Annotated in this window: 20 protein-coding genes and 2 pseudogenes; 15 read left to right on the top strand and 7 right to left on the bottom strand. The window is 69.2% G+C overall.

All coding sequences use genetic code 11. From position 1 onward, the window contains the following. The first annotated feature begins 15 nt into the window (after nucleotides 1-15). The 6 genes and pseudogenes from QA861_RS15645 (at nucleotide 16) to QA861_RS15670 (ending at nucleotide 5,351) form a co-directional block, all read left to right on the top strand. Entirely contained in the window at nucleotides 16-1,557 is a 1,542-nt protein-coding gene (locus QA861_RS15645; RefSeq protein WP_334588936.1) for a putative T7SS-secreted protein, read from the top strand. 42 nt (nucleotides 1,558-1,599) lie between these two features. Next, nucleotides 1,600-1,908 carry a hypothetical protein gene (locus tag QA861_RS15650; protein ID WP_334588937.1) on the top strand — a complete coding sequence of 103 codons (309 nt, stop codon included), beginning with the start codon at nucleotides 1,600-1,602 and terminating at the stop codon, nucleotides 1,906-1,908. A gap of 12 nt (nucleotides 1,909-1,920) precedes the next feature. Then, nucleotides 1,921-2,538 (top strand): hypothetical protein, encoded by a 618-nt coding sequence (locus tag QA861_RS15655; protein ID WP_334588938.1) that lies wholly within the window; start codon nucleotides 1,921-1,923, stop codon nucleotides 2,536-2,538. Between the two features lie 35 nt (nucleotides 2,539-2,573). Continuing rightward, nucleotides 2,574-3,343: pseudogene (locus QA861_RS15660) on the top strand (DUF5753 domain-containing protein). Nucleotides 3,344-3,450: 107 nt separating this feature from the next. Beyond that, nucleotides 3,451-3,963 carry a SigE family RNA polymerase sigma factor gene (locus tag QA861_RS15665; RefSeq protein ID WP_334588939.1) on the top strand — a complete coding sequence of 171 codons (513 nt, stop codon included), beginning with the start codon at nucleotides 3,451-3,453 and terminating at the stop codon, nucleotides 3,961-3,963. Between the two features lie 83 nt (nucleotides 3,964-4,046). Further along, nucleotides 4,047-5,351 (top strand): hypothetical protein, encoded by a 1,305-nt coding sequence (locus tag QA861_RS15670; RefSeq protein ID WP_334588940.1) that lies wholly within the window; start codon nucleotides 4,047-4,049, stop codon nucleotides 5,349-5,351. A gap of 31 nt (nucleotides 5,352-5,382) precedes the next feature. On the opposite strand, the gene QA861_RS15675 is transcribed toward QA861_RS15670, so the two are convergent. Next, nucleotides 5,383-6,753 (bottom strand): Nramp family divalent metal transporter, encoded by a 1,371-nt coding sequence (locus QA861_RS15675; protein WP_334588941.1) that lies wholly within the window; start codon nucleotides 6,751-6,753, stop codon nucleotides 5,383-5,385. Nucleotides 6,754-7,287: 534 nt separating this feature from the next. On the opposite strand from QA861_RS15675, the gene QA861_RS15680 reads away from it, so the two are divergent. Continuing rightward, nucleotides 7,288-8,643, top strand: coding sequence for a M14 family metallopeptidase (locus QA861_RS15680; RefSeq protein WP_334588942.1), 1,356 nt, complete (start codon nucleotides 7,288-7,290; stop codon nucleotides 8,641-8,643). A gap of 83 nt (nucleotides 8,644-8,726) precedes the next feature. Here the strand turns inward: QA861_RS15680 and QA861_RS15685 are convergent, their stop codons facing one another. Further along, complete coding sequence (locus QA861_RS15685) at nucleotides 8,727-9,290, bottom strand: hypothetical protein (protein ID WP_334588943.1); 564 nt, start codon at nucleotides 9,288-9,290, stop codon at nucleotides 8,727-8,729. A 204-nt stretch (nucleotides 9,291-9,494) separates the two neighbouring features. On the opposite strand from QA861_RS15685, the gene QA861_RS15690 reads away from it, so the two are divergent. Both QA861_RS15690 and QA861_RS15695 read left to right on the top strand, forming a co-directional pair. After that, nucleotides 9,495-9,770, top strand: coding sequence for a hypothetical protein (locus QA861_RS15690; protein WP_334588944.1), 276 nt, complete (start codon nucleotides 9,495-9,497; stop codon nucleotides 9,768-9,770). Nucleotides 9,771-9,892: 122 nt separating this feature from the next. Next, nucleotides 9,893-10,612: a hypothetical protein gene (locus QA861_RS15695; RefSeq protein WP_334588945.1), complete on the top strand. Its 720-nt coding sequence runs from the start codon at nucleotides 9,893-9,895 to the stop codon at nucleotides 10,610-10,612. 242 nt (nucleotides 10,613-10,854) lie between these two features. Here QA861_RS15695 and QA861_RS15700 read toward each other — a convergent pair whose 3' ends face one another. The 3 genes from QA861_RS15700 to QA861_RS15710 are packed head-to-tail and all read right to left on the bottom strand — an operon-like array spanning nucleotide 10,855 to nucleotide 13,105. Continuing rightward, nucleotides 10,855-11,265 carry a RidA family protein gene (locus tag QA861_RS15700; RefSeq protein WP_334588946.1) on the bottom strand — a complete coding sequence of 137 codons (411 nt, stop codon included), beginning with the start codon at nucleotides 11,263-11,265 and terminating at the stop codon, nucleotides 10,855-10,857. Continuing rightward, entirely contained in the window at nucleotides 11,262-12,032 is a 771-nt protein-coding gene (locus QA861_RS15705; RefSeq protein ID WP_334588947.1) for an IclR family transcriptional regulator, read from the bottom strand. The genes QA861_RS15700 and QA861_RS15705 overlap by 4 nt, the downstream gene beginning before the upstream one ends. Next, nucleotides 12,029-13,105, bottom strand: a complete 1,077-nt coding sequence (locus QA861_RS15710; RefSeq protein WP_334588948.1) for a sugar kinase — start codon at nucleotides 13,103-13,105, stop codon at nucleotides 12,029-12,031. The genes QA861_RS15705 and QA861_RS15710 overlap by 4 nt, the downstream gene beginning before the upstream one ends. 137 nt (nucleotides 13,106-13,242) lie before the next feature. On the opposite strand from QA861_RS15710, the gene QA861_RS15715 reads away from it, so the two are divergent. Together QA861_RS15715 and QA861_RS15720 are read left to right on the top strand one after the other, a co-directional pair. Next, complete coding sequence (locus QA861_RS15715; protein WP_334588949.1) at nucleotides 13,243-14,577, top strand: amino acid deaminase; 1,335 nt, start codon at nucleotides 13,243-13,245, stop codon at nucleotides 14,575-14,577. Nucleotides 14,578-14,602: 25 nt separating this feature from the next. After that, entirely contained in the window at nucleotides 14,603-16,228 is a 1,626-nt protein-coding gene (locus QA861_RS15720) for an N-acyl-D-amino-acid deacylase family protein (RefSeq protein ID WP_334588950.1), read from the top strand. Nucleotides 16,229-16,328: 100 nt separating this feature from the next. On the opposite strand, the gene QA861_RS15725 is transcribed toward QA861_RS15720, so the two are convergent. Further along, nucleotides 16,329-17,204, bottom strand: a complete 876-nt coding sequence (locus tag QA861_RS15725; protein WP_334588951.1) for a S1 family peptidase — start codon at nucleotides 17,202-17,204, stop codon at nucleotides 16,329-16,331. Between the two features lie 655 nt (nucleotides 17,205-17,859). On the opposite strand from QA861_RS15725, the gene QA861_RS15730 reads away from it, so the two are divergent. The 4 genes and pseudogenes from QA861_RS15730 (at nucleotide 17,860) to QA861_RS15745 (ending at nucleotide 22,066) form a co-directional block, all read left to right on the top strand. Then, a complete protein-coding gene (locus QA861_RS15730) occupies nucleotides 17,860-19,071 on the top strand; it encodes a pyridoxal phosphate-dependent aminotransferase (RefSeq protein WP_044474148.1) in 1,212 nt (403 codons plus the stop codon). A gap of 95 nt (nucleotides 19,072-19,166) precedes the next feature. Next, nucleotides 19,167-19,598, top strand: coding sequence for an SCO4983 family protein (locus QA861_RS15735; protein ID WP_334588952.1), 432 nt, complete (start codon nucleotides 19,167-19,169; stop codon nucleotides 19,596-19,598). A gap of 321 nt (nucleotides 19,599-19,919) precedes the next feature. Continuing rightward, a pseudogene (locus QA861_RS15740) lies at nucleotides 19,920-21,435 on the top strand (substrate-binding and vWA domain-containing protein). A gap of 13 nt (nucleotides 21,436-21,448) precedes the next feature. Continuing rightward, complete coding sequence (locus QA861_RS15745) at nucleotides 21,449-22,066, top strand: hypothetical protein (RefSeq protein WP_334590564.1); 618 nt, start codon at nucleotides 21,449-21,451, stop codon at nucleotides 22,064-22,066. A gap of 33 nt (nucleotides 22,067-22,099) precedes the next feature. Here the strand turns inward: QA861_RS15745 and QA861_RS15750 are convergent, their stop codons facing one another. Then, complete coding sequence (locus tag QA861_RS15750) at nucleotides 22,100-24,184, bottom strand: calcium-binding protein (protein ID WP_334588953.1); 2,085 nt, start codon at nucleotides 24,182-24,184, stop codon at nucleotides 22,100-22,102. Nucleotides 24,185-24,405 lie beyond the last annotated feature (221 nt).

Below are 24,405 nucleotides of genomic sequence, written 5' to 3' on the forward strand. Positions count from 1 at the left end.
TCACGGGGGAAACGCGTGTCGCAACGTCCTGCCGACTGGCACATACTCGACCTGGACAAGGATCCCACCCCGGGCGACCCCCAGCGCATTCGCAAGCTGGCCGGCACGTTGCACGACTTCGCCGACGACGTCTCCGAAGCGCTGAGAGCCTTCAAGGGGCTGGCCAAGGAAGACGAGATGCTCTCCTGGGCGGGCAAGACGGCGGAAGTCTTCGCCGAGGAATTCGCTACCGCCCCGGGCAAGTTGAAGAAGCTCAAGAAGTCGTACGACATCGCCGGCGATGCCCTGTCCTCCTTCTGGCCTGACTTGGAGGACGCACAGGACAAGGCCGACAAGGCACTGCGTGACGGCCGTGCGGCTCACGCCGATCTCGCCACCGCGCAGACGGCCCTGTCAGGCGCCGACGACTGGGTGCGTACGGCGACCGAGAAGTCGGACTCCTACGATCCGGACAGGGCCGTCGGCGGCGCCAAGAACGTACCCCCGCCGGATGAGGCCGAGGTGCGCCGTGCCACGCGCAACGCCCAGCATGCCAAGGCGAAGCAGTCCGCCGCCCAGCGCGACGTCGGCGCCGCCCAGAGCGCCCTGGACGCGGCGAAGAAGCTCGCCAATCAGGCAAAGGGATTGCGCGAAGAGGCCGCCCGTCGCACGGTCAAGAAGCTGGAGGAGGCCTCCGACGCCGGCATTCCCAACCGCCACTGGTGGGAGGAGATCGGCGACTGGGTCACCGACAACTGGGACGAGATCGTCACGGTCTGCAAGTGGGTCGTGACCGTCGTCGGGATCATCGTGATGATCATCGGCGGGCCGCTGGGGTGGCTGGTGTTCGCCGCGGCGCTCGTGGTACTTGCTGACACCGTCAGGAAAATGCACAACGGGACAGCTGGGTGGGGCGATCTCGCCTGGGCACTGCTGGACTGCATACCGGCTACGAAAGGCTTCACCAGCCTCGCCAAAATCGGCAAGCTGTGGAAGGTGGGCGGACTACGCGCCCTCGGTGCCGGATTCATGGGCGGGATCGGTGGCGGACTGAAGAACGTCGCAAGCGGACTCCGTGGACTGCGTGACACACTGGGCAGCCTTACTCGAATCGAGCGTGTGCTACAGACCGGTGGGTCACTACGGCGAATTCGAGGTGCCGCCGATTTTGGCACCGAATGGGCAGACGAGGCCTACGACTCCATTCGTGCCGCAGATGACATCGACAGCGTGGCAGCCAACGCCGCGGAACATGGGTTCACACGACCTGACGTCGAACAGATCAAGAATCATCTCTTTCACGACGAGCACACCCTCGACTACTTCGGCGACGCCTATCGCGGCAGATTCGATTCGAATCCACGAATTGCTGAAGCATGGACCCGGCTTCGCGAAGGAAACCCGCACGGCTCGGACATCTCCCTCCTCCGCCACGAGCTCTTCGAGTCGAACCACATGAAGACCACGGGAAATGACAGCTACCGGGAAGCTCACCAGGCCGCGCTCGACGCCGGCCACACCTGGGACGAGGAAGCAGCCGCGCGAGATGGCCTAGGATATCCCCCAATGGCCGGCTAGCAGCATGCATCGAATTCCCATCACCCCAGGACGGAGATTCAGGTGACCTACTTCTTCCGGTTGACCCTCATCCAGGAGCCGCCTTCCCCACCCTTCCTCTACAGAGGCGAAGTCGATGGCACGCATGAGATCTTCCTCGTACTCGATGAAGAAGCCGGCTCGATTCACCCGTCGGATTCCAACGGTAATCGCATCACATCGATCCACATGAATATCGGCGACGGAAACATTTCCGGGACGACTGATGATCCCAACATGACCAAAGGGTTCCCATTGATGGCTGCCCATCTGCTTATGCAGTGGAAGAAGCAGGGAAACCCCCCACAGGAAATCCGCAAGTTCTTTGCCTGATCGGATAGCAGCATGCACAACACGCCTGTCGGCATAGCCTTGTCCGTCCCCGATTCCTGGTGGGAGTTCGACATCCGTCCCGAGGGTCGGGAGTCCACCGTCCGGACCCTCGTCGACGAACGTGTCCGCGAGGTTCCCGAACTCGTCCCCTACCGCTCCGACCTCGCAGCCATGCTCCGCAAAATGGCCAAGGACGCCCACGATTCCGGTGCCGTCTACCTGGGCTGCATGGCCGAGAACTTCGACGGCGTACCTCTCTCCGCCACCGTCACGGTTTCCGTCCTCGGCGCGAAGAACAAGCAGGGCGCCGCGCTGTCCACCGACCCGCGCGCCATCGCCGACAGCCTGCGCACCATCACGCCCCGCCGTGAAGGCGACGTCTGGCGGACGGTCACCACTGTCGAGATCCCCGACGTGGGTACGGTCGCGCGGACGTTCGGGGTCGAGGACGTGCCCGTCGCGCAAGGTGACAGCCGTACCCTGCGCATGGCTCTCACCCAGACCTACATTCCCATCCCAGGGAGCACAGACCAGGTCGTCCTCGTCTCGGGTGCCAGCCCCGTCCTGGACCTCGCGGAAGCGTTCCACGACATCTTCGACGCGGTGACCAGCACGTTCCGTTTCGTCTGAGGAACGGTTCGAGGCCGGGCAGGTAGTCGTCGCTCGTGACGGGTATCCGCACCATCAGTTCCGGCCGGCTGCGCACCCTCGCCCGCAACTGCGACTGCTCGGACAAGGCTTACGTGGAGGCCCTGGTGAGCATGGCTCAGCCACGTGGGCGAGGCTGGTGGGAGCGGTACCGGGGCTCGCTCGCCCCGGGGTTGCTCGACATCGCCGAGCTGGAGTGCGACGCGGTGCGGATGCGTACCGCCCCCATCGCGCACATTCAACGGCCTGCTCCAGACAAGCGACCATGCCCTCGAACTCTTCAGGGCCGTGCTGCCGCGACTGCCCGCGCACGAGTTCGCCCTGCGGCTCGCGTACCGCGTGGAGCGACAGCAGGTCCTCGAAGCCGAGAATCCGCCCGAGTACGTCGGCGTAGTGCACGAGGCGGCGCTGCGCATGCGGTTCGGCGGGCCCTGCGTCGCTCGTGCCCAGCTGAAGCATCTGCTCACCGTGTCCGAGCGTCCTGCCGTGCGGCTGTTGGTGATTCCGTTCGCCGCCGGTACGTTTCCGCGCGGGAGCTGGCCGAACGCGCCGGGCAGACCGTCAACTACCTGGAGGGTCCCGTCCCCCGGCTCGACACCGCCCAGGTCGACTGTACCCACGGGCCGGATTCCTGAGCGAGGAAGCGCAGTTGGCCAGGTACCGTACCCACCTGGACTGGCTGGAGCGCATCGCCCTCTCGGCGGACGCCTCCCGCGAATTCATCCGGGAAGCGCTCCCTACGCTCATCCGGGACATCAAGGCGGGCAAGGCTGACCACCTCCTCTGATCGTCTCCCCTGAGCTCTGCAACATTTCCCCCCGCCCACCGCGTCAGTGAGGTGAAGGCAGTTCACGCGCGCCGGATGTCAGGGTGCCGCAGGCTCAGGGGGAACGTATGAGAAAGGTCCGCTCGGACGAGTACGTGGAGTTCGCGGCGGCGCGCGCCGGGCATCTGTATCGTTCCGCGTGTCTGCTCACCGCCGGGGACACGTATCTCGCCGAGGACCTGGTGCAGGAGACGCTCGGGCGGTTGTACGTCAACTGGGGGCGCGTCTCCCGGGCCAACAACCCGGCGGGGTATGCGCAGACCGTGCTCACCCGCACCTTTCTCACGCATCAGCGGCGCCGCAGCAGTACCGAGCGCGCCACCGACGTGCTGCCCGACGCGGCCGTCCCCTCCGCCGGAACCGACGTGACCATGCGGCTCACCCTGGTCGAGGCGCTCGCCCAACTCCCGCCCAAGGACCGGGCGGTGGTCGTCCTGCGCTATTGGGAGGACCGTTCCATCGAGGAGACGGCGGGCGCGATGAACGTCACCTCGGCCGCCGTACGGTCCCGTTGTCTCCGTGCCCTCGCCCGGCTGCGTGTCCTCCTCGGTGAGGAACTCGGTGAGTACGCGGTGCGCTGAGGCCCGCCTCTCCTCCCCGGCCCGGACACTCCTCCCCGTCCCGGTACACAATTGCCCCTACACAGCAGAAGTGGTGGTTCGCCATGTCCGTTGAACATCGAGACGACCAGTTCGAGGACCGGCTCGGCGCCGCACTGCGCAACGCCGGTGGCACCTTCGACGTCGATCGTGCCGCCCTCGTCGCCGGTGGCGAGAGCCGGGGGCGTCGGCTGCGGATGCGGCGCCGGACCGCTGTTGTGAGCGGCGCCGCCGCGATCGCCCTGGTGGGTGTGGGCGGCGCGCTGGTCGCACCCTGGGGAGGAGACGGCACCGGACAGCGGGCCGTCGGGGCCGGCGGGACGACCGTCGGACCCGGGACGGACAGCGCCACGCCCACCGCCACGCCCACGGTCGCTGCGTCCCCCGTCTCGGGCGCCCAACTGCTCAGGACACTCAAGGGGTTGCTCCCTGCGGGCAAGCTCAGCGAACAGAGGTCGCGCGGCACCGACTCGCAGCTGGGGCCGTACGCGTATGGCGTGTTCGACGATGGGAAGGGCGCCGCGGCTCTCTCCGTCAGCCTCGCGCGGATCGAGCCGGGAGGGCAGCAGGCCCGGGAGATCGCCGAGTGCCCGGACAAGGCGTTCATCCCCTACGACGACTGCGTGACAAGCACGCTGCCCGGCGGCGCGCTGCTCAGGATCGTCAAGGGGTACGAGTATCCGGACCGGCGCGTCGACACCAAGCTGTGGACGGCGGACCTGGTCACCGCCGATGGAGCGCGTGTGGCGGTGATGGAGTGGAACGCCGCCGCCGAGAAGGACGCGCCCATCAGCCGCCCCGAACCCCCGCTGGACAACGCCCAGTTGAAGGCCCTGGTCACCGCCCCCGCATGGCTCAGGGCCGTCAACGCCCTCCCCGAGCCCGACAAGGACGAGACACCTCCGACATCGAGTGCGCCCGCCGAGGTCGAGAGCGACGCCATCACGACGACACTCATCGGGCTGCTCCCGAAGGGGCTCACGGTGCGCGGGAAGAGCCGACCGGACATCGGACTCGGGTACGTCGTCGTTGACGACGGCAAGGGCAAGAGCTTCATCCAGGTCGATGTGCAGTTCAACCAGCAGGACCTCGACAAGGAGCTCTTCGGCGAGGGCTCGGGAGCCGTGACCCTGCCCGACGGCGTCAAGGTCGTCGTCCGTCAGGGCCCTGGCGACGACAAGGGCAAGGGGCTCGTCATGCGGATCGCGGACGTCCTCTGGCCCGACGGTTCACGCGTGGCCATCAGGGCTTTCAACTCCGCCAGTCAGATCACCGGCCCGACCCGCGCGAATCCCGCCCTCACCCTCGACCAGCTCAAGACGATCGCCACCGACTCGAAGTGGCTGCAGCTGCAGCCAGTCCCCAACTGAGCCTCCGTCAAGGGGATTCGGAGAGAAGGACCTAGAAGAACTCCGACCACGGCTGGTCCCAGATCTGCTTCACGCACAGCACCAGGAAGAGCAGACCCGCGATCACCAGCATCGTGTTGCTCAGCATCCGGTTGCGCCATTCGGCAGGCGTGCGGGAGGAGTTGAGCAGGACCAGCAGCGTGCCGGCCAGGAAGGGAAGGAAGGCCGCGCCCAGGACGCCGTACAGGATGATCAGGCGGAAGGGCTGGCCCTGGAAGAGCAGGACGATGGGCGGGAAGGTCAGCCACAGCAGGTACGCGCGGAACGGCCAGGACCGTTCGCGGGTGCCGGAGGCGACCTCCTCGCCCGTTGTCCGGGTGCCGCGGAAGCGTTCCACGAAGTCGGCGAACATCAGGCTCACGCCGTGCCAGACGCCGATCAGCGAGGTGTAGGAGGTGGCGAAGAAGCCGATCAGGAAGAACTTCGCGGTCGCCGAGCCGTACTTGTCCGCCAGGATGTCGCTCAGCTGGATCAGGCCCTTGTCGCCGCTCGCGATCGCCACGCCGGCCGAATGCAGCAACTCCGCGCCGACGAACAGCATCGACACCACGAAGATGCCCGTCGTCACGTACGCGACGCGGTTGTCGAGGCGCATCACCTTCATCCAGCCGGTGTTGGTCCAGCCCTTGGCGTTGACCCAATACCCGTACGCCGCAAGGGTGATGGTGCCGCCCACACCGCCGACCAGGCCCAGCGTGTTGAGGATCGAGTCCTTCTCGTCGGGGAGGACGGGCAGCAGGCCGGCGAAGGCGTCCCCGAGGTTGGGGGTGACCCGGATCGCCAGGTAGACCGTGACGACGAACATCACGCCCACCAGCACGGTCATGACCTTCTCGAAGACCTCGTACTTGTTGAACCACACGAAGACCAGGCCCGACAACCCGCACAGGATCGCCCACGACTTGAGGTCCATGACGTCCGGGAACAGTGCCTGCAGCGGCAGCGCGCTCGACGACATCGCCGCCGCGCCGTAGACGAAGCCCCAGATCACGACGTACGCGACGAAGAAGTACGTCGTCCAGCGGCCGAGGCTCGCCCAGCCGTCGAAGAGGGTGCGGCCGGTGGAGAGGTGCCAGCGGCCGGCCGCCTCGGCGAGGGAGATCTTCACCAGACATCCGAGTACGGCGGCCCACAGGAGGGTGTAGCCGAAGTTGCTGCCCGCGATGAGTGTCGCCACCAGGTCACCGGCGCCGACGCCGGTCGCGGCGACCACGATGCCCGGTCCGATGTACTTCCAACTGGACTTACGGGGTGCCGAGTTGAGGTTTGAGGAAGCAGAGGTGACCGTGGCTTTGATGTCGGCCGTGGCTCCCGTCGCCGCTGGTCCGTTTGCTTCTGTGGAGTTTCCTGTGGTGTCCGCCATGTACGTCAAGAAAGCGCAAAGGGGCTGGTCGCACAAGAGGGCGTTCCGGAGCCGGACGTGGACGGCCGGGGCATCCGGCGTCCGGAACACGCGGGCCGCTACCGAATCTCATCGGAAGTGCACCGGCGTTCACGTCGACGGTGAAGCCGGTCTCGCGACTGTGGGCGGGGTGTGGAGGCCGCGTACCGGAACTTCTTCGCCTCGCTGAAGGGGGAGCGTAAGGGGAAGCGGGGGGTGCGCCGCGTTTCAGGTCGCGCGGGGACACCTGGCAGTCGATCCGGTTCACGGCGAACGCCCGCTGGAAGATCACCGAGGGTGGGCGCGCTGTGAAGGTGAAGTGGTCGCGGGTCCTGCCCGTCGCGCCCTCCAGTGTGACGGTGATCCTGAATGACTCTTTATGCGCTCTTGACCTGCTCATGTCATGGCCGCACCATGGCGCCACACCCGCACCAGTCCGTCGCACGGAAGAACCACCCCCGCTCCACTCCCCCACTTCCGGAGAGCCCGGAACTCCCGGAGAAATCAGGAGACTTCATGCGACTTCGTATACGAGGCTCAGGTGCCCTCGGCGGCAGACGGTCCGCCGCCGCCCTCGGGCTGCTGTCCCTCGCCCTCGCCGTGGGCGTCGCCTCCACCACCCCCGACGCCACCGCGACCAGCGCCAAGCGCCCTGCTGCCTCGGCGGACGACATCCGCCAGTACGAGATCAACTTCGCGAACTCCACGTCCGACGTCCGAACCGACATCATGGCGTCGGGTGTGACCGTGGACGAGGCCGACGAGGAGACCGTCGTGGTCTCCGGCCGCGCCGACCAGGCCAGGAAGCTGGCCCAACGCGGCTACGAGATCACCCCGTTGGGCTCGGCTCCCGACCGCTCCGGCAGCGCCGACGACGTACGGCTGCTCGACTTCCCCACGGCCGACTCCCGCTATCACAACTACGCGGAGATGACGACGGAGATCAACTCCCTCGTCTCGGCCAACCCCTCCATCGCCAGCCAGCGGGTCATCGGGACCTCGTACTCGGGCCGGAACATCGTCGCCATCAAGCTCAGCGACAACGTCGGCACCGACGAGGCCGAACCTGAGGTGCTGTTCACCCACCACCAGCACGCCCGTGAGCACCTCACCGTCGAGATGGCGCTCTACCTGCTGCGCAACCTGACCTCCACCTACGCCACCGACTCCCGGGTCAAGGCCATGATCGACTCCCGTGAGATCTGGATCATCCCGGACCTCAACCCGGACGGCGGCGAGTACGACATCGCGACCGGCTCGTACCGTTCATGGCGCAAGAACCGCCAGCCCAACAGCGGTTCCTCGAACGTCGGCACGGACCTCAACCGCAACTGGAACTACCGCTGGGGCTGCTGCGGCGGCTCCTCCGGCTCGACCTCGTCGGAGACGTACCGAGGCGCGTCGGCCGAGTCCGCGCCCGAGGTCAAGGTGGTCGGCGACTTCGTCCGCAGCCGGGTCGTCGGCGGCGTCCAGCAGATCAAGACGGGCATCGACTTCCACACGTACAGCGAGCTGTTGCTGTGGCCCTTCGGGTACACGACCGCCAACACCACGACGGGTATGACCCAGGACGACCGGGACGCCTTCGCCACGGTCGGCGGGAAGATGGCCGCGAGCAACGGCTACACGCCGGAGCAGTCCAGCGACCTGTACATCACGGACGGTTCGATCGACGACTACCTCTGGGGCAGTCAGAAGATCTTCTCCTACACGTTCGAGATGTATCCGTCGTCCAGCTCGGGTGGCGGCTTCTACCCGCCCGACGAGGTGATCGACCGGGAGACCGCCCGTAACCGGGACGCGGTTCTGCAGTTGCTGGAGAACTCGGACTGTATGTACCGGTCCATCGGGAAGCAGGCGCAGTACTGCTGAGCGGGGTCTGAAGCGGAGTGAGTTGTTGAGGTGGTGGGGAACTGCGGGGCCGCTGTGGCTGGTCGCGCAGTTCCCCGCGCCCCTTAAGGGGCGCTCTCCTCAGCGTCTTCCGCGTCCGTGGCTTCCGCGTCCGTGGCTTCCGCGTCCTCGAAGTAGGTGTCGAGGACCTTGTCCAGCTCCGTTTCCCACTCCTGGTGCTGGGACTTGGCCTTCGCCTCGATCTCGACCGGGTACCAGCGGCGGTCCGGGGTGTGGACCGTCACCGTGAACCGCTTGCCGAAGCGTGACGTCTCCGTCTCGACGGCCCCGATCTCGTCCCAGCGGAACTCGCACTCCTGGTCGTCCAGGTGGAGCCGTACTCCGCTGTGGTCGGCGATGATCTTCGCCCGGCGGTCGGACGCCTCGAAGACGGGGCCCTCCGGGGCCTCTTCCTCGGTCGCCGGCTCCGCCTCGGGCTCCGTCTCCGGCTCCGATTCCGCTTCCGCTTCGGCCGCCGACGTTGCCTCCTCCGGGGCGGACTCCTCCCCCGGCTCCGGGACCCCGTCCTCCGGCTCGGCCGGCACGGGTGACGTGAGCCCGGGGATGGCCGCCGGGTCTACCGCGGCGGTTTCCAGGGGCTTGCTGCTCGAACCTATGCGCTGCTCCACAGGCGGAAGTATGGCGGACATTGCTGTGTCATGGGACAGCAGGGGCCTGAGAGATCCGACAGCTGCCAGATCTCGCATGGATGCCCTGCCGTGAGCTCGGTGTCGATGTCGGTGTCGTAGGCGTGTGCGTGGATCGAATGCGTGACCTTTCCGCAGGAATGTCGTTGATCGGATGACAGCATCAGGGGTGGGAAAGGGGGATTGATGAGCCGGAGGCCGCCGTTCGGTGAAGGCGAGACCGGCAGGACCGCACGCGCCCGCACTGTCCTGCGCACGGCGGTTGAGGAGAAGACTGGCGCCTTGGTGGCCGCGCCTGTGCTGGCGGAGCGGGCCAGTTGGGCTGCCAGCCTGGTGTCCGGCATAGTCGAGGCGCTGGTCACCGGGCATTGGAACACGGCCGATGTGGACCGGCCGGCCTCCGGTGAGGATTCCCGAGGCCGCAAGCTACCGTCGAACGCGTGGATGGCTTGCGGCGTTTGAGCTGGACGGTCACCTCGCCTGAGGGTGTGAAGGTCAACGACCGGATCGTGCGCATGGCCCAAGAGGCGGCCGGGTGGACCTTGCGATCGGCGAAGTGGCGTGCCGACCTGACAACCGGAGTCTTGGCCACATGGCCCGTCGATCCGAAGAGGCGAACCGCCGAGGAGTGGGAGCAGGTCCGCGAAGCGGTGCCCGGCGGGCAGTTCCTGCCATCCAGCGTGATTAGGTCCCGTACCCGGCAGGCAGTTGTCTTCCGGCAGAAGCACGGGCGGCTTCCGGTCGATGTGTTCGAGTTGGAGCCCGCTCCCCGTGCGGCGCAAATGCTGCTGCTGTCGGCGTGCGACGGACAGCAGGCCACCCTCGAACGCGCCAACGACACCACGCGGGCGCTACTGCGCCTGCAACTGCCCACCCGTCCCGACCCACGCTCCTACGCGGACTGGACATGGGTCGCTTGCCCTATCGCCCTGCCCCCGACGATTCCCGCCAACGCGGTGTTGCACCTGCCCACCCTCCGCGTGGACGGTGACCGGGTGCGGGCCGATCTCACCTACACCCACCCCGTCCCCCAGACCCGGCGCACCGGGCACGCCGTCGCCCTTGGCGTGGACTGGGGTCTCAACACCCTGCTCTCCGCAGGGGCCGCACGGTTGCACGACAACGGGCGTATCACCGCTCTGGGGACCGGAGCCCAGTTCCGGGCCGCCGGAGTGTTGGCCAAACAGCACCGGCTACGCCGACACAGCGAACACCTGCGAGTCCGGCGGGCAAGCGTCCGGAGGGACGCGCACCAACGGACCGGACCCGGCTGCCCAGCGCAGCCCACCGGAACCAGGACGTGACGACGATCAGCACACCCACCACCGGCCACCGGCCACGAGGAGCAGCACTGGGCGCGGGCTTCCACCTGCACGCTCACGCCACCCCTCCACGATGGGAAACTCCCTTGCCAGACACTAGGTCAGACATGGATCACCAAGTTGATCAGAGACGTTCAGTACGGCCGCCACGACAGATAGGCGAGAACGATCCCCAACAGGCAGATGTCATTGAGTTGAGGAAGCGTCAGCTCACCGGACGGCCGTCAGCCGAGTACCGCCAGCGCGTCGATCTCGACGAGGAGCCCGGCAGGCAGACCGACGTAGACGGTGGTGCGGGCGGCCGGGGGCGCGGTGAGGCCCTGCTTGCCGAAGTACTCGTTGTAGATCGCGTTCATCTCGGCGAAGTGGTCCACGTCCGTCAGATAGACGCGGATCATCATCACGTCGTCCCAGCTCGCGCCGCCCTCCTCCAGGATGGACTTGACGTTGGCGAGCGTCTGGAGGGTCTGCTCGGCCAGGGTCGGGCCGGCGGGCGTGGGGGGCTGTCCCTCGACGGCGGGCAGGAAGCCGACCTGGCCGGCGACTTGCAGGATGTTCCCCTTGCGTACGCCGTGGGAGAACCTGGCGGGCGGGGTGGTGTGGGTCTTGGGGGTGAGGGCGATCTTGTCTGTCATGAACCGTTGTCCTTCGCGGGCGTGGGGGTCCTGCCGGAGTACTCACCACTGATGGCATCCGCCGTACGGCGCACCAGCGGAAGCAGGGTGAGGAGTTCGTCGGCGGTGACGACGACGTTGGGGGCGGAGACGGACATGGCGGCGACGACCCGTCCGTCGGTGCCGGTGAGGGGGGCCGCGACGCAGTTGATGGACTCCTCGTGACCGCCGAGGTCGGTGGCCCAGCCCTGCTCGCGCACCTTCTCCAACTCGCGCAGGAACGCAGGGGCGTTGGGGGTCGAGCGGGAGGTGTACATCGGGTAGTCGAGCTTGTCGGCGACGGTCCGCCGCTCGGTCTCCGGCAGGTCGGCGAGGAGCAGCTTGGCGACGGCGGCGACGGTGATGGCGACGGGCTTCCCGATCCGGGAGTACATGCGCACCGGGTAGCGGCTCTCGACCTTGTCGATGTAGAGGACCTCGCCCTCCTCGTACACGGCGAGGTGGACGGTGTGGCCGCAACTCTCGTTGAGGCGTACGAGGTGGGGGTGGGCGATCTCGCGGATGTCGAGGTTCTCGACGGCTTCCTGGGCGAGGGCGAAGAGGCGGGCGCCGAGACGGTAGCGCTGGTCGGACTGGCGGTAGACGAGTCCGTGCTCGTGCAGCGTGCGCAGCAGCCGCAGGGCGGTGGACTTGTGGACGCCGAGCCGGTCGGCGACCTGGCCGAGGTCGGCGGGGCCCTCCGCGAGCAACGGCAGGATGCTCAGCGCGCGGTCGACGGTCTGGCTCATGGGGTGCGTACCTCCTCGGGGGCCTGCGCGGCTTGCGTCCAGCCGGGGCCGAGTCGAAGTGTCTCCCACGCCTGCCCGTCGAGAGCGGTCAGCCGGTCGGCGTGGTCCCGGGCGGGCGGCGGGGCGAGGTCGCCGGGGGCGGTGAGGACGGCGGCGGCCATGAGGTGACCGTGCCGGATGCGGTCCCGTACGGGGAGGGCGCGCAGGGTGGCGGAGAGGAACCCGGCGGCGAAGGCGTCGCCGGCGCCCACTGCCGCGACGATGTCGACGCGGGGCGCGGGGACGTGGACGGAGTCGGTGACGCGCCGGCCGTCCCCCGTATCGACACGATCGCGCCTGTCGAAGGCGACGGCCCCGCCCCCGCCCTTCTTGACGACGACGAGCCGCGGCTCGGGCAGCGCCCCCGCGATGCCGTCCGCGCCGCGCAGCCCCCACGCGGCCTCCGCCTCGTCGGCGCCGACGAAGACGAGGTCGGCGCGGCGGGCGAGGTCGAGCAGGACCCGGGGGTCGTCGGTGTCGGCCCACAGTCCCGGGCGGAAGTTGACGTCGAAGGAGACGAGTGGCCGCCCGGGCCGGGGCTCGGTCAGCTCCCACAGCAGGTCGAGACAGTCGCCGGACAGGGCGGCCGTGATCCCGGACAGATGCAGCACCCGCCCGGCGCGCGCCGCCGCCACCTCCACGGTGTCCGCCGACATCACCGAGGCCGCCGACCCGGCCCGGTAGTACGCCACCTCGTGCGCGTCGGTCGCCCGGTCCGCCGCCGTACGGAAGTAGACACCCGTCGGACGCGCCGGATCCCGCCGTACGGAGGCCACGTCCACGCCGTACGACCCGATCGCCTCGACCAGGTGGTCGCCGAAGCCGTCGTCGCCGACGCGGCTGATCCAGCGGGTGGTGTGGCCGGCGGCGGCGAGGGCGCATGCCACGTTGGACTCGGCGCCGCCGATGGCACGCTCGAAGGACGGTACGTCGGCGAGGCGGCCCGGCCTGGAGGGAAGGAAGGTGACCATGGACTCGCCGAGCGCGACGACGTCCACGACGTCGGGGGCGTCGCAGGGTCCCGTGATGGTCACGATCGTCGTAGCTCCTCGGTGGTGCGGGGGAGGCGGCGGCTCCGTTGACCCCGCGATGGCGAGATGTTAGACAGCGTTAAGCGATATACGCAATGCTCGTTGCAAGGAGTGCAACGAGCTGGGACGAGGGAGGCTGCATGGGCACCGAGGAGATCGAGGGCACCGCGAGCGTCGGCAGCTCTGACAGCGCCGGGGTGCTCGCCCGGCTGGCCGCCGAACGCGTCGACGCCCGATTCAAGGGCCTCCCGCCGGACGCGGACGGTCTGACCGTCGGCGAGCTGGCCGCACAGCGCCGCAACCTCTTCACGGGCGGCTTCACCACCCCCGTACTCGCCCTCTCCGCCGAGCGGCTCACCCACAACCTGGAGCTGATGGAGACGTACGCGGCCCGCCACGGCCTCGTCTTCGCCCCGCACGGCAAGACCTCCATGGCCCCCCAGCTCTTCCACCGCCAGCTCGAGCACGGCGCCTGGGGCATCACCCTCGCGGTCCCCCACCAGGTGCGCGTCGCCCGCGCCTTCGGCATCCAACGGGTCTTTCTGGCCAACGAGTTGGTGGACCCGGCGGCCCTGCGCTGGATCGCGGCGGAGCTGGCCGCCGACCCGGACTTCCGCTTCGTCTGTTACGTCGACTCCGTGCGCGGGGTGGAACTGATGGACGCGGCTCTCACGGGCGCGGGGACCCGTCCGCTGGACGTGGTCGTCGAACTCGGCGCCGGTGAGGGTGCCCGGACCGGCGTGCGCACGGAGGCGGAGTGCGCGGCGGTCGCGGACGCGGTGGCCGCCGCCAGGACCCTGCGGCTGGTCGGGGTCGCGGGGTACGAGGGCGAGGTGCCGCGGGCCGACCCGGAGCGGGTGCGGGCATGGCTGCGGCGGCTGGTGGCGCTGGCGGTGGACTTCGACAAGGCGGGGCGGTTCGCCGGAGTGTCCGTCGAGCAGATCATCGTGAGCGCCGGCGGCAGCGCCTGGTTCGACGCGGTCGCCGACGTGTTCGTGGAGATCCCCGAACTGTCGCTCCCCGTATGCAAGTTGCTGCGCTCGGGGGCGTACGTCTCACACGACGACGGCCGCTATCGCGAGGTCACGCCGTTCAACCGGGTCCCCGAGGAGGGGTCGCTGGAGCCCGCCTTCCGCCTGTGGACGCAGGTCGTCTCCCGCCCCTCCCCCGAGCAGGCCTTCACGAACGCGGGCAAGCGGGACGCCGCCTACGACCTGGACCTGCCCGTCGCCCAGGTCGTCCGGCGGGAGAACGATACGGAGGGCGCCGGCGAGCGGGCCGCCACCGGGATCTCGGTCACCGGCCTGTCCGACCAGCACGCCTGGCTGCGTACGGACCCCGGGGCGGATCTGGAGGTCGGCGACTGGCTGGGGCTGGGCCTGTCCCACCCTTGTACGTCCTTCGACAAGTGGCAACTGATCCCGGTCACCGAGGCGGACGGCACGGTCGTCGAATACATCCGCACGTTTTTCTGACTTCCCCTTTCTCAGGAGGCCCGGCGTGGAAGAACTCGTCATTCGGGACGCGGACGTCGTGGACGGCTCCGGCGGTCCGTCCTACCGCGCGGATGTGGTCGTGGACGGTGGCCGGATCGTCGCGATCGTCCAGGAGGCCGCCGCTGCGGGCTGTCAACGCCCGGAGGCGCGCAGGGAGTTGGACGCGGAGGGCCTTACCCTCTCGCCCGGCTTCATCGACATGCACGCCCACAGCGACCTGTCCCTGCTGCGCGACCCCGACCACAGTGCGAAGGCCGCACAAGGGGTGACCCTCGAAGTCCTGGGCCAGGACGGGCTGTCGTACGCCCCCGTCGACGACCACACCCTCGCCGAGGTCCGCCGCACGATCACCGGCTGGAACGGCCACGGCGACGACATCGACTTCGACTGGCGTTCCGTGGGCGAGTACCTGGACCGCCTGGACCATGGTTTCGACGGCGAGGGCATCGCCGTGAACGCGGCCTACCTCATCCCCCAGGGCACGGTACGGATGCTCGCCGTCGGCTGGGAGGACCGCGAGGCGACTCCGCAAGAGCTGGACCGTATGCGGCGGTTGGTGGCCGAGGGCATGGAACAGGGGGCGGTCGGCATGTCGTCGGGCCTGACCTACACGCCCGGCATGTACGCCAAGGACGCCGAACTGACCGAGCTGTGCCGGGTGGTGGCGTCGTACGGCGGCTACTACTGCCCGCACCACCGCTCGTACGGGGCGGGGGCACTGGAGGCGTACGCGGAGATGGTGGAGCTGACCCGCGAGGCGGGCTGCCCGCTCCATCTCGCCCACGCCACGATGAACTTCGGCGTGAACGAGGGCCGGGCGCCGGAACTGCTGACCCTCCTCGACGAGGCGCTGGCGGCCGGAGCCGACCTGACCCTGGACACGTATCCCTACACTCCCGGCTCGACAACGCTTGTGGCGCTGCTGCCGAGTTGGGCGAGCGAAGGCGGCCCGGAGGCGATCCTGGAACGCCTGATGGACCCCGTCACCGCCGAACGTGTCCGGCACCATCTGGAGGTCGTCGGCGCGGACGGCTGCCACGGCGTACCGATCGACTGGGACACGATCGAGATCTCCGGCGTGACGGACCCGGCGCTGAGCGGTTTCGTGGGCCGTACGGTGCGGGATTCGGCGACCGGGCGGGGCGAGACCCCCTGGACGACGGCCCGCCACCTTCTCCTGGCCGACCGACTGGGCACGACGATCCTCCAGCACGTGGGCCACGAGGAGAACGTCCGCGCGATCATGCGCCACCGCGTCCACACGGGCGGCTCGGACGGCATCCTCCAGGGCACGAAGCCGCATCCACGCGCGTACGGCACGTTCCCTCGGTATCTCGGGCGGTACGTACGGGAGTTGGAGGTGCTCTCCCTGGAGGAGTGTGTGGCCCACCTGACCTCGCGCCCGGCGGCGCGGCTACGACTGCCCGACCGGGGCCTGGTCCGCGAGGGATACCGGGCCGACCTGGTCCTTTTCGACGCGGCGACGGTGGCGGCCGGCTCCACCTTCGAGGCGCCGCGCACGCCGCCGACGGGCATCCCGTACGTGCTGATCGACGGCCGCTTCGTGATGGAGGACGGCCGCAGGACGGACGTGCTGGCGGGCCGGGCGGTCCGCCACACTCCCATGTAACGGACCTCCCACCCCACCCCCTAGGGGCGCGGGGAACTGCGCGACCAGCCACAACGACGCAGCAGATCGCGCGACAACCGATCAAGCCCCCCGCGGAGCGCTACGGCTTAGGCAGAACGCACCCGCTGCGGCTCAGGTCGAGCTTGTTGTCGAGGCCGAAGCAGGCGGGGATCTGGTAGGTCTCCTGCGCGTAGTTGATGCCCTCGCGCACGGTCACCGCGCCGTTGGCGTCGACCTCGCAGGGGTTGTTGTCGGTGCAGCGCGCACCGTCCTCGTTGCCGGTGTTGTTGACGGCGACGACGTTGCCGGTGGCGTTGTCGACGACCGGCGAGCCCGAGGTGCCGCCGATGGTCTGGCAGGCGGAGGTGTAGCGGACCGAGTCCTTCCAGGTCCACTCGCCTTCCTTGAGGCGGTAGGCGAAGCCGTCGACGTTGCAGGCGTACGTCCGCTTCCAGTAGCCGGAGACGACGGTGATCGCGGTGCCGGCGACGGGGTGGGTCGTGTTGAGCGTGAGCGCGTTGATGTTGTACGAGCTCTTGATCGCCGCGTAGGTGGTCGTGAGCTGGTAGATCGACACGTCCGTATCGGTCATCGTGGCGTACGCGATCTTGCTGGCGCGCAGGGTGGCGACGCGGGTGGCCGAGGCGTTGAGCAGCCCGAAGGTACGGGTGGACGCCTGGTCGACGATGACCTCACCGGCGGCCGGGAAGCCGGTCTCCAGGCAGTGCCCGTTGGACATGACCAGCGCCGGGTCGTCGGCCTCGGAGTTCGGGAAGCGGACGAGCGAGCCGGAACAGTTGGAGAGCGAGACGGTGCCGGCGAAGTTGACGGCCTTGACGGCCGGCGCGGCGGCTACCTTGACCGCGGCGCTCTTCGCGGCGGGCGCGGCCGTGTCGGCGTGCGCGGCGACCGCGGGCGCGGCTCCCGACCCGGTGATCACCAGGGCTGCGAGCGCGGCAAGGAGAGGCTTGTTCATGTGTGGGGGTCCCCTCGTACGAGGGAGCGACCGGAGGTTTTCCGGCCGCTCGCTTTTTGTCATGCGCATTGTGATGCGGGAGGGGTGACTGGGGCAAGGAATCGTTTCCGGCCGGGAGTTGGCGGGATTGTGTGCACCGGGCGTCACTAGGGACCGGATCGCCGTAGAGGGCGCGGCTCACACTCCCGGGGAGCCGACCACGGGTGCGCGCCGGTTTTCCTCTGCCCGGTCAGGCCCTGGTGAACCTCCGACGCCGTGCGGCGTACACCGCGCCCGGCACCGACCTCGAGAGCCGCGCCGCCGGCACCGGCCGGCAGCGCGGGGTCCGAGGAGGAAGAGGAGGAAGAGGAGGAACCGGTCTCGGCGAGGGCGTCGCCCGTCGGTGTCGCGCTCCCACCTGCCGGCGCGCTGCCGCCGTTCGGTGTCGGGGAACTCGTCGCCTCATCCGTGTGCGCACCGGGCTTGAGGATCATGAAGCCCGACCAGAGTCGCCATGCCCACCGGTCGCCCCGTCCGCGCGGTCAGGGAGAGGCGCTCTTGACCAGCACGATGCGGGCCGATGATCTGCCCGGCGACCCGCCCGGCCCGCCCTTCCCCGTCCCAAGTGGTGGAAAACACGACGCGGCACGCGTTACCCGGCCGTAAGCTCGCGAACATGCAGCTGATCCAGTCGACCAAGCTCGCCAACGTCTGTTACGAGATCCGGGGCCCGGTTCTCGAAGAGGCGATGCGGCTGGAGGCAGCGGGGCACCGCATCCTCAAGCTGAACACCGGCAACCCGGCGGCCTTCGGCTTCGAGGCCCCGCCCGAGATCCTGGAGGACATCCTCCGGAACGTGTCGTCGGCCCACGGCTACGGCGACGCGAAGGGGCTCCTGGCGGCGCGCCGGGCGGTCGTCATGCACAACCAGACCCTCGGTATCGAGACGGACGTCGAACACGTGTTCGTCGGCAACGGCGTCTCCGAGCTGATCGTGATGGCGATGCAGGCCCTCCTGGACGACGGCGACGAGGTGCTGGTCCCCGCCCCCGACTACCCCCTGTGGACGGCGGCGGTCTCCCTCTCCGGCGGTACGGCGGTCCACTACCGCTGCGACGAGCAGGCCGACTGGATGCCGGACCTCGCGGACATCGAGCGCAAGGTCACCGACCGCACCAAGGCGATCGTCATCATCAACCCGAACAACCCGACGGGCGCGGTGTACGACGACGCCATGCTCCGGGGTCTGACGGACATCGCCCGCCGCCACAACCTCCTCGTCTGCTCGGACGAGATCTACGACAAGATCCTTTACGACGGCACCACGCACACCTCGACCGCGAAGATCGCCCCCGACCTCCTCACGCTCACCTTCAACGGCATGTCGAAGGCGTACCGCGTGGCCGGTTACCGGGTCGGCTGGATGTCGATCTCCGGGCCCCGCGCGCACGCCGACTCGTACATCGAGGGCCTGACGATCCTGGCGAACATGCGCCTGTGCGCCAACATGCCGGGACAGCACGGCGTCGTCGCCGCGCTCAGCGGGCGCCAGACCATCAACGACCTGGTGCTGCCGGGCGGGCGGCTCAAGGAGCAGATGGACGTCGCGTACGAGCTGCTCACGCAGATCCCCGGCGTCAGCTGTGTGAAGCCGAAGGGCGCGCTCTATCTCTTCCCGCGCCTCGACCCGAACGTCTTCAAGATCAAGGACGACCGGCGCATGGTCCTGGATCTGCTGCGCCGCGAGAAGATCATGGTCGTGCACGGTACGGGCTTCAACTGGCCCGAGCAGGACCACTTCCGCGTCGTGACGCTGCCCACGGTCGGTGACCTGCGCGACGCGGTGACCCGCATCGGCACCTTCCTGGACGGCTACAGCCAGCCCTAAACCTACCTGGAACCACTTTCCACGATCGGGCTCAACTTTAGACTGAATCTAAGCTAGGATGGTTTCCTGCCAGCGCACAGGAGGCCTGTCTCCCCATGTACGAACCGATCCGCACTCCCTCGGTCCACAGCAGCCGCAGCGCGCCGGCCGGCACCGCCTCCGACTTCCCCCACAGGTCGCGCGAGGAGGAGCTGGACATCCAGCTGGCCGGTCACCTCGCCGCACTCCTCACGGCGACCGACGAACTGCGCGCCCTCGCGCCCTCCGCCGACCTGGACACCGCCGCGGAGCGCCTGGCCGGCGAGGTGAGCAGGCTGCGTGGTGGCCGTACGCCGGTCCGCGCCTCGGCCCCCGCCGTGACCGGCGCCCCCGACCTCGGCGCCCTGCACCAGCGCGCCCACGCGCTCGCCGGACGTGCCCTGGTCGTCGCGGCCTCCCGTGCCGACACGGCCGCGGCGATCCTTGCCGCCGAACGTATGGACGCCCACGCGGAGGCCATCGAGCCCCGCGCGCTCGCGTCCCGCTGAGCCCCGCTCCTCCCGCCGGGCTCCCCTCGACGGCCCCGGTCCGCGCGCTCCCGCAGCGACGCGCGGACCGGGTGCCACAGCACTGCGTTCGCTTGGACCGGGGCGCCCTTCGCCGTAGGGGTTCAGGTTGTTAGGCGAGTGCGGGTGCGTCGTGGCTTGTCGCGCAGTTCCCCGCGCCCCTGGGGGTTGCCGTGAGCGTTCTCATTCAAGTGGTCAGCTTCTGTTGTGAGCGGCTGCGGGTGCGTCGTGGCTTGTCGCGCAGTTCCCCGCGGCCCTTGAGGCCGGTTCACAGCAACAGGCACAGCAACAGCGACAGCCGCTCTGCTGCTCGCCCTTCTGACCGCCTGCACGGCACAGCAGGACCCCGAACCGCTGCTCGACAACGGCTCTCCCGAGCCCGGCACCCTCCGCGTCCTCGCGTCCAGCGAGCTCTCCGACATGAAGCCCGTCCTCGACCGGGTCGAGAAGGACACCGGCATCAGGGTCCGGCCCACCTACATGGGCACTCTCGACGCGATCGACATGCTGGCGACGGGGAAGACGGACGGGCGGTACGACGCCCTGTGGCTGTCCTCCAACGACTATCTGCGGCTGCGTCCCGACGCGGCGAAGAAGGTCGTGTCCGAGACGCCGATCATGTCGAGCCCGGTCGCCATCGGCGTCAAGGCCGCCACCGTGAAAGAGTTGGGCTGGAAGCCCGACCAGGTCACCTGGTCCCAGGTGGAGATGGCGGTACGGGACAGGAAGCTGACGTACGGCATGACCGACCCGGCGCGCTCCAACTCCGGCTTCTCCACGCTGATCTCGGTCGCCTCGGGGCTCTCAGGGGCGCAGTCCGCGCTGACCGACGCGGACGTGAAGAAGGCCTCCCCTCGGCTGAAGGAGCTCTTCAAGGGGCAGAAGCTGACGTCCAGTTCGTCGGGCTGGCTGGCCGCCGCCTACGACCGGCGCGGCACCGTCGACGCCCTGCTCAACTACGAGTCCGTCCTCAAGGGCATCCCCGGTCTCACGGTGATCCGCCCCCGCGACGGGGTCGTCACCGCCGACTACCCGATCACCTCGCTCGCATCGACCGGCGCCGGGACCCGGGAGAGCGTCCGCCGGCTGACGGAGGCCCTGCGCACCCCGGCGACGCAGCGCCGGATCACGGACGTCACGCACCGCCGCCCGGTCGTCGCCTCCGTACCGCCCGCGACCGGCCTGGACATCTCACGCCGCCGTGAACTCCCCTTCCCCGGCAGCCGGTCCGTCGCCGACGGTCTGCTCGACGCCTACGAGAACAAGCTGCGCCGCCCCTCCCGGACCGTGTACGTCCTCGACACCTCGGGCTCGATGGAGGGCGACCGGCTGTCCGGCCTCAAGGAGGTGCTGCGCGGGCTGACCGGGGACTTCCGGCACCGCGAGGAGGTCACGCTGATGTCGTTCGGGTCGGACGTGAAGAGTGTGCGGACCCATGTCGTGAGCCCCACCGATCCGCGGAGCGGACTCGACGCGATCCGCCGGGACACTGACGCGCTGGCGGCGGACGGCGACACCGCGATCTACACCTCGCTGGAGAAGGCCGTACGAGCGACTCCGCGCCGACCGCGACACGTTCACGTCGATCGTGCTGATGACGGACGGCGAGAACACGGCGGGCGCGAAGGCGGCGGAGTTCGACGGCTTCTACCAGCGACTCACCGGCCGGCAGCGGGAGATACCCGCGTTCCCCATTCTCTTCGGTGACTCCGACCGCGCCGAGCTGGCGCACATCGCCGAGCTGACCGGCGGCCGTCTCTTCGACGCCCAGCAGGGCTCGCTCGACGGCGCGTTCAAGGAGATCCGTGGCTACCAGTAAGTCTGTGGGGTTCATGGGGTTCGTGGAGTCCCGCAAGAACATCGCCGGCAGCGTGTGCGGACTGGGGGGCCTGGTGCTGACCTTCACCGGTCTGGCGGGGCCGTACTGGCCTGTCGTCGTCGCCGGGCTTTATGGTGCGGGCGCGCTGATCGCCCCGCCGGAGCGACAGCCGCTGCCGGACTTCCCGGACCCCTCCGCGCGGCTCTCCGCCCAACTCGACGAGTTGCGGGGGAACTTCGAGCGGCTTGAGGAGTATCTGGGCCAGGTCGGGTTGCCGCCCGCAGCGGCCGGGCAGGTCACCGAACTGAGCGGACTCGTCGGCGCGTTGCTGGAGCCCGGGTGGGTGACGGAGGTGCTGGCCCAGGATCCGGAGGGGGTGCACGTGCTCTCGCGGATCGTGCGGCAGGACCTGCCCGAGGCCGTCGACAGCTTCGTACGGGCGCGCTGGTGGACGCGGCTGGCGCCGGGGCAGGAGCCGCCGGAACGGCATCTGGAGCGGCAGCTCGGGCTGCTGAGGCAGGAGGCGGAGGGGCTGGCGGCGGGCCTCAGGGAGATCGAGGCCCGCCGCCAGGAGTCGCACACCCGCTACCTGGAAGGCCGGGGGCCCGGGAGCGGCGGGCTCAGCGACTGAGGACACCGTGGCGATCAGGCTGCGTAGGGGTGCTCAGGGGCAGCTGATGCGGGTGTCGCCCGGGTCGGTGGTGCAGGTGTCGAAGCCCGCGCCGCCGTTTGCGGTGTCGTTGCCGCTGACGCCGTCGGCGGTGTTGAGCCGGTCGTTGCCGATGTAGCCGGTCAGGGTGTCGTTGCCCGGGCCGCCGTTCAGGGTGTCGTCGCCCGAGCCGCCGTCGATGTTGTCGTCGCCGTAGTTGCCGTAAGCGGTGTCGTTGCCGTTCGCGGCCCGGATGATGTCGTTGCCGCCGAGGCCGCAGATCACGTCGTTGCCGGCGGTCCCGTTGAGGGTCTCGGCGGCGCTGGTGCCGATGATCGTGCAGCCCCGGGAGTTGTTCACGGTGGTGGTCGCCGTGGCGGTGTTGTTGGCCGGGGCGGGGTCGTTCTGGCTGGCGGTGGCCGTGGCGGTGTTCCTGAGGGTGCCGGTGGCGCGGGGTTCCACGACGACCGTCACCGTGGCGCCGGGGGTGCCGGGGGTGAGGGTTCCGAGGCTGCAGGAGGCGCCGGTGGCGCTGGTCGTGCAGGTGCCCAGGGTGGTGGTGGCGGAGACGACCGAGGCGGCGGGGCCGCTCAGGGTGTCGGTGAGGGTGACGCCGGTCGCCGTGGTGCCGGCGGTGGTGTTGGTGACCGTCACGGTGTACGTGGCACGGTCACCGATGCTCACCGTACTGGTGCCGCTCTTCGTGACCGACAGGTCCGGGCCGGTCGGGGGTGGCGGCGGTGTGCTGCCGCCCCCCTCGAAGCGGGCCAGGGCGAAGTCGCTGTTCGGTCCGCCCGCGCCGGCGGCGACGATCCTGCCCGCGGAGTCGAGCTTCACGCCGTACGCCGTGTCGGAGCCGCCGAAGTCCGCGACGGCCCGGCCGCCGGTGCCGAAGCCACTGTCGAGGCTGCCTCCGGTGGTGTACCGCAGGATCGAGAAGTTGCCGCCGCTGCCACCTGCGGTGACGATCCGCCCGTCCGGCTGGAGCACCATGTCGGCGGCGCCGGCCGCGGGCGTGACGGCCTGGCCGTTGCCGTCGAAGCTGGTGTCCAGGCTGCCGTTGGTGTTGTAGCGGGCGAGCGCGGCCCGGTCGTCGCTGGAGCCGGCCGCGACGATCTTGCCGTCGGGCTGGACGGCCAGGGACTCCACGGCCTCGTAGCCGCCGAAGTCGGTGCGGACGATGCCGTCGCCGTCGAAGCTCGTGTCCACGCTGCCGTCGGTGTTGAAGCGCATCAGGGCGAAGTCGAAACGGGTCGAACCGACCTCGCCCCCGACGACGATCTTCCCGTCCGGCTGCAACGCCAGGGCGCGGCCGTCGCCGCCCTCCTGCGGGACCGGCCCCGCCGGATTGGCGGTGACCGTGCCGTCACCGCCGAACGTGGTGTCCGGGGTGCCGTCACTGTTCAGGCGGAGCACCGCCATCTCGCCGCCTGTGTAGCCGGCCGCGACGATCCTGCCGGTGGAGTCGATCGCCACGTCGCGGGCCTCGGTCGGGCCGGCGATGTCGGCGAAGACCCTGCCGTCGTCGCTGAAGGTGTTGTCCAGGGTGCCGTCGGCGTTGTAGCGGGCCACCACGAACCAGCAGCAGTCCTCGTACTCGCGCCAGCTCATACCCACCACGACGATCTTGCCGTCGGCCTGCAGCGCCACGGCGTTGGCCTCGCTCCACTGGAAGCTCGGGCCCATGTTGTTGATGGCCGTCGTCACCGTGCCGGGCGCGTCGCCGGCGGCGCCGCCGAAGCTGCTGTCGGGGGTGCCGTCGGTGTTGTGGCGGGTCAGCGCGAAGCGGCTTTCCAGCGTCGAGTAGTCGGCGGAGGCGCCGACAGAGACGATCTTCCCGTCGGACTGCACCGCCACGTCACGGGCCTGGTCGTCGTCGGCGAGGTTGGTGAGCACCCTGCCGTCGCCGCTGAAGGTGGGATCCAGGTCGCCCGGGGCCGCGATCGCGGTGCCCGGAAGGGTCAGTACGAGCGCCAGGCCGATGGCCGCCACGAAGCCGGTGCGGGCCACCCGTGACCGGCGGCCTCCGTCCCGGCGCCGGAACTGGGCCGGTCTCAGGCGAGAGGTGAGTGAGGTGAGCGAGGTGAGTGAGGTGGGCATGTCGGCAGCATCGCGCCGGACACACGGCGTTGCGGCCGCCCCAGGGCCGTATTGCGCTCTCTGGCCGCCGAAGAACCATCACCACGAGTGATCAACCGCACGAATGGGCGATTTCGGGACATCGGCAAGGACGTTGATACCGCGGCTGGTCGTGACGACGTCGCAGGTCAGGGCAAGTCCGACCGGCCGCGGAGTTACAGAGAGTTGCAGAGAGAGCTGGG

Origin of the sequence: Streptomyces sp. B21-083 (assembly GCF_036898825.1) — a bacterium.
Lineage (GTDB): Bacteria > Actinomycetota > Actinomycetes > Streptomycetales > Streptomycetaceae > Streptomyces.

Excerpts from the sequence above, each read along its gene's own strand:
- QA861_RS15655 (WP_334588938.1), top strand. The coding sequence starts at position 1,921 with ATGCACAACACGCCTGTCGGCATAGCCTTGTCCGTCCCCGATTCCTGG.
- QA861_RS15665 (WP_334588939.1), top strand. The coding sequence starts at position 3,451 with ATGAGAAAGGTCCGCTCGGACGAGTACGTGGAGTTCGCGGCGGCGCGC.
- QA861_RS15670 (WP_334588940.1), top strand. The coding sequence starts at position 4,047 with ATGTCCGTTGAACATCGAGACGACCAGTTCGAGGACCGGCTCGGCGCC.
- QA861_RS15675 (WP_334588941.1), bottom strand. The coding sequence starts at position 6,753 with ATGGCGGACACCACAGGAAACTCCACAGAAGCAAACGGACCAGCGGCG.
- QA861_RS15680 (WP_334588942.1), top strand. The coding sequence starts at position 7,288 with ATGCGACTTCGTATACGAGGCTCAGGTGCCCTCGGCGGCAGACGGTCC.
- QA861_RS15690 (WP_334588944.1), top strand. The coding sequence starts at position 9,495 with ATGAGCCGGAGGCCGCCGTTCGGTGAAGGCGAGACCGGCAGGACCGCA.
- QA861_RS15700 (WP_334588946.1), bottom strand. The coding sequence starts at position 11,265 with ATGACAGACAAGATCGCCCTCACCCCCAAGACCCACACCACCCCGCCC.
- QA861_RS15705 (WP_334588947.1), bottom strand. The coding sequence starts at position 12,032 with ATGAGCCAGACCGTCGACCGCGCGCTGAGCATCCTGCCGTTGCTCGCG.
- QA861_RS15715 (WP_334588949.1), top strand. The coding sequence starts at position 13,243 with ATGGGCACCGAGGAGATCGAGGGCACCGCGAGCGTCGGCAGCTCTGAC.
- QA861_RS15725 (WP_334588951.1), bottom strand. The coding sequence starts at position 17,204 with ATGAACAAGCCTCTCCTTGCCGCGCTCGCAGCCCTGGTGATCACCGGG.
- QA861_RS15730 (WP_044474148.1), top strand. The coding sequence starts at position 17,860 with ATGCAGCTGATCCAGTCGACCAAGCTCGCCAACGTCTGTTACGAGATC.
- QA861_RS15735 (WP_334588952.1), top strand. The coding sequence starts at position 19,167 with ATGTACGAACCGATCCGCACTCCCTCGGTCCACAGCAGCCGCAGCGCG.
- QA861_RS15745 (WP_334590564.1), top strand. The coding sequence starts at position 21,449 with ATGGGGTTCGTGGAGTCCCGCAAGAACATCGCCGGCAGCGTGTGCGGA.
- QA861_RS15750 (WP_334588953.1), bottom strand. The coding sequence starts at position 24,184 with ATGCCCACCTCACTCACCTCGCTCACCTCACTCACCTCTCGCCTGAGA.